This is a genomic window from Aliidiomarina quisquiliarum (assembly GCF_023922585.1).
In the GTDB taxonomy this organism is placed as follows: domain Bacteria; phylum Pseudomonadota; class Gammaproteobacteria; order Enterobacterales; family Alteromonadaceae; genus Aliidiomarina; species Aliidiomarina quisquiliarum.
On the sequence record NZ_JAMFTN010000020.1, the window covers coordinates 54,860 to 67,679 of the forward strand.

Sequence of the window (12,820 nt, forward strand, 5' to 3'; positions counted from 1 at the left end):
AATATCTCCCGTATTACAACAATTGAGGGCCACAATAAATTGTGGCCCGTTCAATTACCAACTTTGAGTTGACTTGAACTTCTCAACACCAGCTTTCATTTCTGCTTCGATGGTGTCGTTGTAATCGCCAGTTTCATTGATTTTGGCCAAAAGTTCAGCGTGCTCGCTGTTGAAGTAGCTCAACAATGCAGCTTCAAAGTCTTGAACCTTGTCAACACCGACGCTTTTCAAGTGACCTTTTTCAGCTGCATAAATGGACACAGCCATGTTTGCAACACTCATTGGTGCGTATTGGTCTTGCTTCATCAGTTCCATAACACGTTGACCGTGCTCTAACTGTGCGCGCGTTGCTTCGTCTAGGTCAGAAGCAAACTGAGCAAAGGCTGCAAGTTCACGGTACTGAGCAAGTGCTAAACGAATACCACCACCTAATTTCTTGATGATTTTGGTTTGCGCAGCGCCACCAACACGAGATACTGAAATACCAGCGTTAACAGCAGGGCGAACGCCCGCGTTAAACAAGTCAGTTTCTAGGAATATCTGACCGTCGGTAATTGAGATTACGTTAGTAGGTACGAATGCTGAAACGTCACCGGCTTGGGTTTCAATAATTGGTAGCGCGGTTAAAGAACCGGTTTTCCCTTTTACTTCTCCGTTGGTAAATTTCTCTACATAGTCGGCGTTTACCCGAGCAGCACGCTCAAGTAGGCGCGAGTGTAGATAGAATACGTCTCCTGGGTATGCTTCACGGCCTGGTGGACGGCGTAGCAACAATGAAATTTGACGATAAGCAACAGCTTGCTTCGACAAGTCATCGTAAACTATTAGTGCGTCTTCACCGCGGTCGCGGAAGTATTCACCCATAGTACAACCAGAATAAGCCGACAGGTACTGAAGTGCCGCTGACTCAGAAGCAGATGCAGCAACTACAATAGTGTGAGCAAGTGCGCCGTGTTCTTCTAGCTTACGCACCACGTTAGCAATGGTTGAAGCTTTTTGACCGATAGCAACATACACACACTTAATACCGGTATTTTTCTGGTTAATAATGGCGTCAATGGCCATTGCGGTTTTACCCGTTTGGCGGTCACCGATAATTAATTCCCGCTGACCACGCCCAATTGGAATCATGGCGTCAATTGACTTATAACCAGTTTGTACTGGCTCATCAACTGATTGACGCTCGATTACACCTGGGGCAATTTTTTCGATAGGCTCAAAGCCTTCCGCGTCAATTGCACCTTTGCCGTCAATGGGCATACCTAAGGTATTTACCACGCGGCCTAATAAAGCACGGCCTACTGGTACCTGTAAAATACGCCCAGACGATTTAACTTTAACACCTTCTTGTAGGTCGCCATACGGACCCATTACTACCGCACCTACAGAGTCACGCTCTAGGTTTAATGCGATAGCGTAGCGATTTCCAGGAAGCTCGATCATCTCTCCCTGCATACAGTCGGCTAATCCGGTAATGCGGATAATACCGTCTGTTACAGCAGTGATGGTTCCTTCATTACGAGCTTCACTGACAACTTCGAACTGGTCGATTCGTTTTTTGATCAGCTCGGCAATTTCATTTGAATTCAGTTGCATGCTCTCGTCCCCGATTATGATTGTAGTGTGTTGGCAAGCCTTGCTAGCTTGCTACGTAATGTACCGTCAATAACTAAGTCGCCAGCTTGCACCAGCAAACCACCAATGGTTGACGGATCAACACTACAATTGAGCTTAACTTTACGTTCGAGACGTTTTTCCAACGCTGCACTAATATTTGCTAGTTCAGCATCTGTTAGTTCAGTTGCAGAGGTTACGTCTACGGTAACTTCTTTGTCGTATTCTGCGCGAAGTTCACCAAACAAACGGGCCACTTCTGGTAATGCAGACAAACGGTCGTTGGAAGCCATTACTTTAATTAAGTTCTGACCCTTCTCATTGAGCTGTTCGCCACAAACCCCAATAAAAACTTCGGTAGTTTGTTCGCGATGTGCGGCGCTTTTTAAAAAGCGGTTCACGTCTTCTTGCTCAGCCACTATTGCGGCAAAGGCAAGCATTTCATGCCAATTTTCGATCGCGCCTTGCTCTAAAGCATAGTTAAAAGCTGCTCTAGCATAGGGGCGAGCGACTGTAGTAAATTCTGACATCTGCTCAACCCCCGTGATTACAATTCAGCGACAAGTTTTTCAACGATGTCGCTGTGTTTTTGTGCGTCTAGTTCGCGCTCTATGATTTTTTCTGCACCTGCCATAGCTAAACTTGCTACCTGTTGGCGCAGGTCTTCACGAACACGAACGCGCTCAGCTTCTACTTCGGAATAACCGGAAGCTATAATTTTTTCGCGTTCAGCGTGGCCGCGTGAAGTTTCTTCATCAATTAATTTGGCCGCACGTTTTTTCGCTTGGTCAATTAATTCAGCTGCTTGTTTTTTAGCAGCGTTGAGTTCTTCTTCGGCTGTCGCTCGCGCATTTTCAAGGTCTTTACCGGCACGTTCTGAAGCAGCTAAACCGTCAGCAATAACTTTCTGACGTTCTTCAATAACTCTGTTTAGCGGTGGCCAAACAATCTTCATACAAAAAATGACGAAGACTACGAACGCAATCGATTGACCTATCAGCGTTAAGTTAATATCCACAACGGAATTCCTCTACGTTGATGAGCGTTGAGTTTCAATTAACCTGCTAGTGCTTGTTGTAAGGTAGCAACAAACGGGTTCGCGAATACGAAGAATAATGAAACACCAACACCGATCATCGCAATAGCGTCAATAAGACCAGCTAGGATGAACATTTTAATTTGGATTTGTGACGCCATTTCCGGCTGACGTGCAGTAGCTTCTAAGAAACGACCACCCATCAGGCCAAAGCCTAGTGCTGTACCTAAGGCTGCTAAACCGATAATGATCGCAACACCGATGATTGTGAACGAAACAACAGTTTCCATTGATTTCTCCAGTTTTCAGATAGTTAAAGTTAAAAGTAAAATTAAATTAAAAGCCAAGTTTTATTGCACACCCTTTTCAAAGGGTGCTCAAATTCTGTTCCTACTCGTGTTTTTCACTCGCCATGCTCAAATAAACGATTGAAAGCATCATGAATATAAACGCTTGCAATAGAATAATTAGAATGTGGAACACTGCCCATGGGAAGTGTAACGGTAACTGCCAAAGACCAATCATCGCGATAAGAATGAAGATTAGTTCACCAGCGTACATGTTACCGAATAAACGTAATGACAAGGAAAGCGGTTTAGCAATAAGCCCTACAAGCTCAAGTACTAAGTTAAATGGAATAAGTAACCAGTGGTTAAATGGGCTTAAGGTTAGTTCCTTAATGAATCCGCCTAAGCCTTTATGTTTTACTGAATAATATATAATAAGTATGAAAACACCCAACGCTAAGGCAACTGTTGTGTTTAAGTCGGTTGTAGGAGCCGCTTTAATGTAGCTCCACGGGTGGTCCATAGCACGCTCAACAAAGGTTGAGTTTTCAGCAACAAATCCGCCTGCTTTGTCAGCTGCAAACCACATGCCTAGGGTACCGGCTATTACGGGTAAGAAGTCGACGGGAATAAGCTTCATGGTGTTCATTAGTACTACCCAAACGAAAATGGTTAGTGCTAATGGGGCAATAAGCTTACTTTTGGCGTGAAAGCTATCTTTTACCGTGGTATCAACAAAGCCGAACACCATTTCGATAAAGGTTTGAAGTTTTCCGGGTACGCCCGTGGTGGCTTTTTTCGCCACACTCGAAAATATCCAGATAAAAAAGATACCAAGCAGAATAGAAATACCAAGCGAGTCAAGATTAATGGCCCAAAAGCCTTCGCCTATTTGAAGTGGATCTAAGTGGTGCTTAATGTAGTCTGTGGAAGTTAAGGTTCCATTTGTGGCCATGTTCAACAACCCAATTTAGTTAGATTTAAAGTTTAGAAACGGTATGAGCCAGTGCATAAATGTTACCACACTAAACACGATAAACAGTGGCAACCAAGGCCCACTTAGTGTGATAAACGCTAAAGCAAAGAGAACCATGGTTAAAACCATTTTCACTGCTTCACCAGCGTAAAAACTTCGCACCACTTCGGATGCTGAGCGTGCGCCGCCAAAACGGAAGGCGTACACTGCAAAAACTGTATTTGGAACCAAACTTATAATTCCACCTGCAAAGGCGGTTTTGGCCCCTGAGGCACCATATAACCAAGCAAAAAAAACAACGAAGAAAACAGTCGCTGCTGCTTGTACAACTAAAAGACGTTTTGCAAGACGACGACCAGCCAAAGTAAGTCGGTTGTTCGTTTTTTTCGTCATTGCGAAGCCTTTTTAGCACTGTTCCGTGAAAACTGCGCCGATTATAAGGTTTTACTGTTAAATTGCAACCAAAGTTGACCTTTGTTCTGTCCTTAGAACAAGGTCTGAGTGTATTTTAGTCGGAATACCAACACATTATGGTAACAATCAAAATAATTAAGATAGATGCTGCAAAATTCCATCGAGCTCGTCGAGGCTAGTATAATTTATAACCAACTTTCCTTTGCCTCTACGGTTATGGCTAATAGACACTTTTGCACCAAGTTTTTCAGCTAGCCGCTGCTCGAGCTGTTGCACATCGGGGTCGACTTTAGCTGTTTCTTTTGGACTGGTAGGGTTAAGTGCTTGATTGACTAGTTTTTCTGACTCTCGAATCGTTAAACCCTTAGCAACAATTACACGGGCCAGTTCATTTTGTAATTCGCCTTGCACAGCCAATAGCACTTTTGCATGGCCTAAATCTATGTCGCCACGTTCTAAATGTAGTTTTACTTCGTCGTTTAGTAAATTTATACGCAGCAAATTGGTTATCGTAGTGCGAGATTTACCAACAGCTTCTGCTACAGCTTGGTGGGTCATATCAAATTCGTCGATTAAACGTTGATAAGAAACTGCTTCTTCAAGCGCGTTTAGGTCTTCACGCTGAATATTTTCAATTAGTGCTATGGCTATTACTGCTTGATCGGGAACGTCTTTTACCAAGCAAGGCACTTCAGCTAACTGAGCTATTTGAGCTGCTCGCCAACGCCGTTCACCAGCAATAATTTCATACTTATTAGTACCAATAGAACGCACAACTATTGGCTGAATAATACCTTGTGTTTTTATTGAACTAGCAAGCTCTTCTAGTGCTTCTGGGGCCATTTCTTTACGAGGCTGGTATTTGCCGGGTTTAAGAAATTCAACCGGTAAATTTTGTAGCTCACCTTTTTCATTTACAATTTTCGCCGTTTCACTGGCGTCATGACGGGCGGCGGCACTTGCACTGGTAGCAAGTAGTGCGTCTAGTCCTCGCCCTAACCCTCTTTTTTTTGCCGTCATGGAAAACCCTTTAAGATGCCTGGCTAGCGGTTTCGTCACGTCGAATAACTTCACCCGCTAAAGCCAAATATGCCCGACTACCGGTCGAGCTTTTATCATAATACATAGCAGGAGAACCAAAACTTGGTGCTTCCGCTAAGCGAACGTTACGGGGAATAACCGTACGGTATACTTTGTCGCCAAAATGATTTTTCAATTGTTCAGAAACATCATTGGCTAAACGATTACGTGGATCATACATGGTTCTTAGCAAACCTTCGATTTTCAAATCCGGGTTCACTACGCTGCGAAGCTGTTCAATGGTGTCCATTAATGCTGTTAAACCTTCTAACGCATAATATTCACATTGCATAGGTACTAATACCGAGTCGGCTGCGGCCATTGCATTTACGGTTAATAAGTTCAGCGACGGTGGGCAGTCAATAAAAATATAATCGTAATAATCCCTTACTGGTTCTAATGCGCGGCGCAATCGGGTTTCTCGTGCAAATACTTCCATTAGTTTTATTTCTGCTGCTGTTACATCACTGTTGGCAGCTATCAAATGATATTTTCCAGTGGTTTCTTTAACAATTACTTCGTCAGCGGGTTTATTGTCGACTAACAAATCATAAATACTGTGTTCAACTTGGTATTTGTCGACACCACTACCCATTGTTGCATTACCTTGAGGATCAAGGTCGATCAATAATATTTTACGTCGCGTGGCCGCCATTGAGGCAGCCAAATTCACAGCTGTTGTCGTTTTACCGACGCCGCCTTTTTGGTTGGCTATGGCAATTACTTTTCCCACGATTGAGTACCTTTAAAAGGAAATTATTGTTTTATTATTTCAACCACATGACGAGCTGCATCAAGTTCTGGTACGTCAATAGCATGCGTAGCCATAATTTGAAAGGGTGGTACTACATCAGCAAGCTCTTCGTCGTATAGCTGACCTTTGAGGGCAATAAACCGCCCCGTGGAAGAACTTAGATGATGACACCAGCCGAGCATGTCTGCAAGTGAGGCAAACGCACGGCTTACAACACTGTCGAATTTTTGTTCGGGTTGGTAGTCTTCCACTCGAGACTGTACTGCAGTAACGTTTTTAAGTCCTAATAAATGCGCCACTTGGCGAATAAATGAAATTCGTTTACCCAAACTATCTAACAGCACAAATTCCTTAGTTGGATTAATAATAGCTAAAGGCAAGCCTGGCAAACCCGGACCTGTGCCCACATCAATAATGCGTTCACCATGTAAAAATGTACTCACAGCTATGCTGTCGTAAACATGGCGAATTAACATTTCTTGAGGATCTCGCACCGAGGTTAAATTGTAAGCGCCATTCCATTTATGCAGCTGGGCCAGCAGCTCTAACAGTTGCTGTTGTTGCTCAAGCGAAATTTTTAATTGTTCAAACTGTGGCTGCTGAAGCGCATTGGCTAAGCTTTTACTTAGTTTTTCAATGGGGAAATTGTTCTTCATTATGCTCGCTTTCTATCAAATTTACGTAACAAGCCCAGCTTTTTTAAATGCACTAATAACATTGAAATAGCCGCAGGGGTAACTCCTGAAATACGAGCTGCTTGGCCAACGGTTTCTGGCATATGTTCGTTTAATTTGGCGATTACTTCATTGGATAATCCAGAAATAATACCGTAGTCGAAATCAAGCGGTAGCAGGGTATTTTCATGTCGAATTGCTTTCGCTATTTCGTCTTTTTGACGCTCTATATAGCCCGCATACTTAATTTGAATTTCAACTTGTTCAGCTGTGCGCTGGTCTTCAATACCGGGACCAAACGAGGGTAGTGCCGTTAAGTCGCGGTAGTGTACTTCAGGGCGGCGAACAAGCTCTTCTAAATTAGCTTCTTTGCTTAATGGGTTTTTCAATAAGGTATTAAGTTCATTTACCCCTGGGTGGTCTTTATGCACCCAAGTGGCACGCAAACGTTGTTTTTCATGTTCAATTTGTTCCATTTTTTGTTCAAATAAAGCAAATTGATGATCAGTTACTAAACCTAATTCACGGCCTTTTTGGGTTAAACGTACGTCTGCGTTGTCTTCTCGCAGCAGCAAACGATATTCTGCCCGCGAGGTAAACATACGGTACGGTTCTTTGGTGCCTAAAGTGGCAAGGTCGTCTATTAACACGCCAATGTATGCTTCATCACGGCGGGGCGACCAAAATTCTTTACCTTGCACTGCTAGTGCGGCATTCATGCCTGCAATAAGGCCCTGAGCGCCGGCTTCTTCATAACCGGTGGTACCATTTATTTGGCCGGCTAAATACAAACCCTCAACAAATTTTGACTCTAATGACTGCTTTAAATCGCGCGGATCAAAAAAATCATACTCAATGGCATAACCAGGTCGGGTAATATGGGCATTTTCAAAGCCGCGAATAGAATGTACCAGGTCAAGCTGCACGTCGTAAGGCAAGCTGGTTGATATGCCATTTGGATAAAGTTCACAAGAGTCTAAACCTTCGGGTTCAACAAATATTTGATGTGAATTTTTATCGGCAAAACGCATTACTTTGTCTTCAATAGAAGGACAATAACGCGGCCCAACACCTTCAATAACACCTGAATACATGGGCGATCGATCTAAGCCACCGCGAATAATTTCATGAGTTTGAGTGTTGGTATGAGTAATAAAACAGCTTATTTGCCGTGGTTGATCAGCATTTGAACCCGTATAAGAAAATATTGGCCGTGGATCGTCGCTTGGCTGTTCCTGCATAACTGAGAAGTCGACCGTATTTGCGTCAATACGGGGTGGGGTTCCAGTTTTTAATCGATCAACCCGCAATGGTAACGCACGTAAACGTTTTGCCAGAGCTATGGAAGGCGGATCACCGGCTCGGCCGCCACTATATTGCGACATGCCAATATGAATTTGGCCACCTAAAAAAGTACCTACAGTTAACACCACTCGGGAAGCATAAAACTTTAGCCCCATTTGGGTTACAACACCTTCAACACGAGGTCCCTGGCCTGTTTCGGTAACAATTAAGTCGTCAACAGCTTGTTGAAATAGTTTTAAATTAGGTGCGTGTTCAAGTGTTCTGCGAATAAAAGTACGGTATAACTGTCGATCAGTTTGGGCGCGGGTGGCACGTACTGCAGGCCCTTTAGAGGCGTTAAGCATACGAAATTGAATGCCTGCTCGATCAGCGCCTTTGGCCATTATACCGCCTAAAGCGTCAATTTCTTTAACTAAATGGCCTTTACCAATACCACCTATGGCAGGATTACAAGACATTTGGCCAAGGGTGTCGATGTTGTGAGTTAGCAGTAAAGTACGTTGGCCCATACGGGCTGCTGCCAAAGCAGCTTCAGTTCCAGCGTGTCCTCCTCCAATTACAATTACATCAAACTTATTTTCTACCGTCATACAAAACCCTAGCTGTTAAATGTAGTCAGTCACTACCAAATGATCGGCCTAGTATACCTTGGATCGAGCAGAATATTAAACGATCAATGTTTGCTTGTTCAGGATCGTGAAATGGCTACTGCGGTAGTAGTTATAAGATCTATATTCTTTTAAAGAAGATTATTATTGTTATTACTAGCTAAGCTGTTTTCTGTGGTTAACTGCAATTAATCATTATAAAACAATAAGTTGAGTGTCGGTTTAGGTTGTGGGTAAAAGCCTTTGATCAGTAAGCATAACCAGTGGGATAACTATCGACTTATGCACAGACTAAGTTATCCCCAGATCTGTACCCCGATCAGATCACAGGTAAGATCATAGTTTGTCCACAGGATCTTATTTTTGTTGATAAGCTTGATTATTGCATGTGTATAAGCTGGTAACTAACTATGGCCAACTGATTTGATCGATCCATTCTAAAGCGATCTTTTCTGGCTCGGTGGTAATTTGCATATCGATCTTTAGCATTGAAGAAATCTCTTTAGCACCAAGGCGTTGTAATAATTCACTGGCTTTAATACCGGCACTGCAATAGGTGTCGTAACTTGAATCTCCAATGGCAATAAGAGCAAATTTCAGGTGGGTAAGATCTGGCTGCCGGTGTTCCAGATGTTCCATAAAATCAACTATACTTTCTGCGTACTCGCCTGCACCATGAGTAGCAATACAGAGTAAAAAAGTGGCATTAAAGTTTATTTCCTCCCATTTAGGGAAGTCGTGAAATTGTGTTGTATGATTACTAGCGTTTAGTTTTTGTTCAATTTCAGTGGCCAAATACTCTGTATTACCAGCTGTTGAACCAACTAAAATTTCGATAGGTAAGGCCATAAAAGAATCTTTTTAAGATGGTAGATAAGTTTTAATTTGAAGCTTATTGATGAAAAAATCAATGAGAACCATGAATTTTATGCTTAACCAGCTTGTAAGTCGCTATCTGTATGTTTATTATTCGCCCCTTATTTGTATTTATCCCTTGTTAATGGACTCAGTTACAGGCAATTCATAGTAAATAGTAGGGGTTGCTTGTAAAAAGTCATTATTATGCTCGCCGCATCAGTTTATCGTTGTAAATAAAGCTTATATTTATTGTAAGTATCTGTTATTTAATGATTTAATTTAATTTAATGGTGGTTAGTTAGTAACCAGGTGCAGATAAATTACGCGTGTACGTTTTATAAATGTATTTTTACTAAATAGGAAAAACAATGAAAAGTGATTGGAAAAGTGAATGGTTTGGCAATATTCGCCCAGACATCCTAGCCGGGTTGGTGGTGGCGTTAGCGCTTATTCCAGAGTCCATTGCCTTTTCTATTATTGCGGGCGTTGATCCAAAAGTAGGTTTATATGCCTCGTTTTGTATTTGTGTAATTATGGCCTTTATAGGCGGTCGCCCAGGACAAATATCGGCTGCCACGGGTGCTATGGCATTGTTAATGGTTACCTTAGTACGCGACCATGGGCTCGATTACTTACTAGCTGCAACTATTTTAACGGGTGTAATTCAGCTTATTTTTGGTTTGCTTAAACTTGGCAGCTTAATGCGTTTTGTGTCGCGTTCGGTAGTTACGGGTTTTGTTAATGCCTTGGCTATTTTAATTTTTATGGCGCAAATACCCGAACTAATAGGAGAGCACATAACATGGCATGTATACGCGCTTACCTTAGCGGGTTTGGGTATTATTTATGGCTTGCCTTATGTTACTAAAGCCATACCTTCGCCTTTAGTGGCTATTATAGTTATTAGTTCGGTGGTGATGTACTTTGGCATTGATGTACGTACCGTTGGTGATATGGGTGAACTACCCGACACCTTACCAATATTTTTCTTACCTAATATTCCGCTTAACTGGGACACCTTAACAATTATTCTGCCCTATGCGTTTCCATTAGCTATGGTAGGTTTGCTTGAATCAATGATGACCCAAACTATTGTAGACGATATGACCGACACTAAATCGGATCGCAACAAAGAATGTCGAGGCCAGGGTATTGCTAATATTGGGGCTGGTTTTATGGGTGGTATGGCAGGTTGTGCCATGATTGGTCAGTCGGTAATTAATGTAAAGTCTGGTGGTCGCGGCCGTTTATCAATGCTAGTAGCAGGTACTGGGCTTATTATTTTAGTGGTGTTTTTAAGTGACTGGGTGTCGGAAATTCCCATGGCGGCCCTAGTTGCAGTAATGATTATGGTGTCTATTGGTACCTTTAGTTGGCAGTCGATAGCAGATTTGAAAAAACACCCTATGAGTACCAATATCGTTATGATAGCTACCGTTGTGGTAGTAGTGTGGACTCACAACTTAGCCTTAGGTGTGTTTATTGGGGTACTACTAGCCGCACTGTTTTTTGCTGCTAAAGTAAGTAATTATATGCATGTGTCGTCTACCCTTTCAGCTGACGGCAGAGAGCGGCAGTACAATGTAATAGGGCAAGTATTTTTTAGTTCATCGGAAAAATTTGGTGAGTCGTTCGACTTTCATGAAGCCCTAGAAAAGGTAACGATAAACTTAGACCGAGCACATTTTTGGGACATTACTTCCGTAGGTGCGCTTGACAAAGTGATACTAAAGTTCCGTCGTGAAGGCACAGAAGTAGTGGTTGAAAGCATGAATAAAGCAACGGCAACTGTTGTTGATAAATTTGGCTTGTCGGATAAACCCGACGCTATAGACCATTTGTCGAATCATTCTTAATAAGGGCACTACAATGACAATAAACACAGTTGCATGTATCGACGGCTCTGCATTAAGCGACACAGTAGCAGACTACGCCGCTTGGTCGGCTAATCGCATGAATAGCCAACTTGTATTATTGAATGTGCTTGACGATGCACGTGGGGCGGATGAGAGCGACTTTAGTGGCAAAATAAGTATTGATCAGCGCGTACGTATTTTAGCTGACATAGCAGATTTAGAAGAACAACGGGCCAAATTAGCTCGTCAACAAGGCTTGGTATTTTTGGAAGCTGCTCGCGCCCACATAGAAAAGCAGTATGCAGAGCCTTTATTACGCCAACGCCATGGTGATTTATCTGGGGCATTAAGCGCTATTGAAAGCGATATTCGTTTGTTAGTAATTGGCCGCCAAGGTAAACGAGGCCAAACTAATCGCGTTGGGCAGCGAATTGGACATCAGGTGGAACGGGTTATTCGCACGGTGTCTTGTCCAGTGTGGGTGGTGCATGGTCATTTTCAACAGCCCGAGCGCATTATGCTTGCTTACGACCACAGTAAAACGGCCCAGAAGGCAGTAACTATGGTTGCTAATAGCCCTTTATTTAAAGGCTTGCCGGTACACGTGGTGATGGTTGGCCCAGAAACGGCCGACCATAGTGCGCAACTAACATGGGCTGAAACCAAATTAAGCCAACAAGGTTTTGAAGTTACAACCGCGCTAATTGCGGGTGAAGTTGAGCAAGTATTAAATAACTATGCCGCAACCCATAATATACATGCCATGGTTATGGGCGCGTATGGCCATTCTCGTATCCGTAAATTTTTCGTCGGTAGCCATACCAATGCATTAATACAAAATGCTGTTATACCGGTGTTGTTGTTACGTTAACCAGTGGGTTTAAACTAGTTCGATTTAAAATAACGGCTATGTATTAATGAGAAAGCTATGTTGAATTTCGATCGTTTACCTAGTTGGTTGGCTTGGATAGAGCCATGGCTGCCAATACTTATTAGTGTAAGTGTGGTGTCGCTACTTATTTCGTTGTTTGTGCTGCCTATATTAGTGGTGCGTATGCCGTCGCATTACTTTGTGGGTAAGCGGCGTGTTCGTAAGTGGACCTTACCTAGAAAACTATTCTATATACTTCGCAATAGTGTAGCCTTGCTGCTTTTGTTGGCGGGCCTTGCCATGCTCGTGTTGCCGGGCCAAGGGTTGTTAACCATACTTATGGCCGTTATGGTGTCTGATTTACCAGGTAAATATAAAGTAGAACGTTGGTTGGTATGTAAGCCAGGTGTTTTACGCTCGCTAAATTGGATTCGTAGCCGTTATCACCGACCCCCATTAAAAAAGCCCTCAAGCATATAAATTGCTG

The 12,820-nt window shown here is 42.8% G+C and carries 14 protein-coding genes; 3 read left to right on the forward strand and 11 right to left on the reverse strand.

Annotated elements, in window-relative coordinates; all coding sequences use genetic code 11:
* Positions 1 to 54: 54 nt before the first annotated feature.
* The 11 genes from atpA to M1L23_RS07195 all read right to left on the reverse strand — a co-directional run bounded on the left by atpA (position 55) and on the right by M1L23_RS07195 (position 9,597).
* Positions 55 to 1,596 carry a F0F1 ATP synthase subunit alpha gene (gene atpA, locus M1L23_RS07145; RefSeq protein WP_252626658.1) on the reverse strand — a complete coding sequence of 514 codons (1,542 nt, stop codon included), beginning with the start codon at positions 1,594 to 1,596 and terminating at the stop codon, positions 55 to 57.
* A gap of 14 nt (positions 1,597 to 1,610) precedes the next feature.
* Positions 1,611 to 2,144 (reverse strand): F0F1 ATP synthase subunit delta, encoded by a 534-nt coding sequence (atpH, locus tag M1L23_RS07150; RefSeq protein ID WP_252626659.1) that lies wholly within the window; start codon positions 2,142 to 2,144, stop codon positions 1,611 to 1,613.
* A gap of 17 nt (positions 2,145 to 2,161) precedes the next feature.
* Positions 2,162 to 2,632 carry a F0F1 ATP synthase subunit B gene (gene atpF / locus M1L23_RS07155; protein ID WP_252626660.1) on the reverse strand — a complete coding sequence of 157 codons (471 nt, stop codon included), beginning with the start codon at positions 2,630 to 2,632 and terminating at the stop codon, positions 2,162 to 2,164.
* A gap of 38 nt (positions 2,633 to 2,670) precedes the next feature.
* Positions 2,671 to 2,940 (reverse strand): F0F1 ATP synthase subunit C, encoded by a 270-nt coding sequence (gene atpE, locus M1L23_RS07160; protein WP_126756117.1) that lies wholly within the window; start codon positions 2,938 to 2,940, stop codon positions 2,671 to 2,673.
* A gap of 100 nt (positions 2,941 to 3,040) precedes the next feature.
* Positions 3,041 to 3,892 carry a F0F1 ATP synthase subunit A gene (gene atpB / locus M1L23_RS07165; protein WP_252626661.1) on the reverse strand — a complete coding sequence of 284 codons (852 nt, stop codon included), beginning with the start codon at positions 3,890 to 3,892 and terminating at the stop codon, positions 3,041 to 3,043.
* A gap of 15 nt (positions 3,893 to 3,907) precedes the next feature.
* Complete coding sequence (locus tag M1L23_RS07170) at positions 3,908 to 4,306, reverse strand: ATP synthase subunit I (protein ID WP_252626662.1); 399 nt, start codon at positions 4,304 to 4,306, stop codon at positions 3,908 to 3,910.
* A 156-nt stretch (positions 4,307 to 4,462) separates the two neighbouring features.
* A complete protein-coding gene (locus M1L23_RS07175; protein WP_252626663.1) occupies positions 4,463 to 5,347 on the reverse strand; it encodes a ParB/RepB/Spo0J family partition protein in 885 nt (294 codons plus the stop codon).
* 10 nt (positions 5,348 to 5,357) lie between these two features.
* The gene (locus M1L23_RS07180; protein WP_252626664.1) at positions 5,358 to 6,140 is read right to left on the reverse strand and encodes a ParA family protein; all 783 of its coding nucleotides are present in this window, start codon (positions 6,138 to 6,140) and stop codon (positions 5,358 to 5,360) included.
* A 23-nt stretch (positions 6,141 to 6,163) separates the two neighbouring features.
* The gene (rsmG, locus tag M1L23_RS07185; protein WP_252626665.1) at positions 6,164 to 6,817 is read right to left on the reverse strand and encodes a 16S rRNA (guanine(527)-N(7))-methyltransferase RsmG; all 654 of its coding nucleotides are present in this window, start codon (positions 6,815 to 6,817) and stop codon (positions 6,164 to 6,166) included.
* Positions 6,817 to 8,730: a tRNA uridine-5-carboxymethylaminomethyl(34) synthesis enzyme MnmG gene (gene mnmG / locus M1L23_RS07190; RefSeq protein ID WP_252626666.1), complete on the reverse strand. Its 1,914-nt coding sequence runs from the start codon at positions 8,728 to 8,730 to the stop codon at positions 6,817 to 6,819. Before mnmG ends, rsmG begins: the two co-directional genes overlap by 1 nt.
* A gap of 426 nt (positions 8,731 to 9,156) precedes the next feature.
* Positions 9,157 to 9,597, reverse strand: coding sequence for a flavodoxin domain-containing protein (locus M1L23_RS07195; protein WP_252626667.1), 441 nt, complete (start codon positions 9,595 to 9,597; stop codon positions 9,157 to 9,159).
* Positions 9,598 to 9,974: 377 nt separating this feature from the next.
* Here M1L23_RS07195 and M1L23_RS07200 point away from each other — a divergent pair, with 377 nt between their 5' ends.
* Genes M1L23_RS07200 through M1L23_RS07210 form a run of 3 tightly spaced genes read left to right on the forward strand, consistent with a single transcriptional unit; the run spans position 9,975 to position 12,813 of the window.
* On the forward strand, positions 9,975 to 11,462 hold the full coding sequence (locus tag M1L23_RS07200; RefSeq protein WP_252626668.1) for a SulP family inorganic anion transporter: 1,488 nt from the start codon (positions 9,975 to 9,977) through the stop codon (positions 11,460 to 11,462).
* Between the two features lie 13 nt (positions 11,463 to 11,475).
* Entirely contained in the window at positions 11,476 to 12,333 is an 858-nt protein-coding gene (locus M1L23_RS07205; RefSeq protein WP_252626669.1) for a universal stress protein, read from the forward strand.
* Positions 12,334 to 12,390: 57 nt separating this feature from the next.
* A complete protein-coding gene (locus M1L23_RS07210; RefSeq protein WP_252626670.1) occupies positions 12,391 to 12,813 on the forward strand; it encodes a hypothetical protein in 423 nt (140 codons plus the stop codon).
* The last annotated feature ends 7 nt before the right edge of the window (positions 12,814 to 12,820 follow it).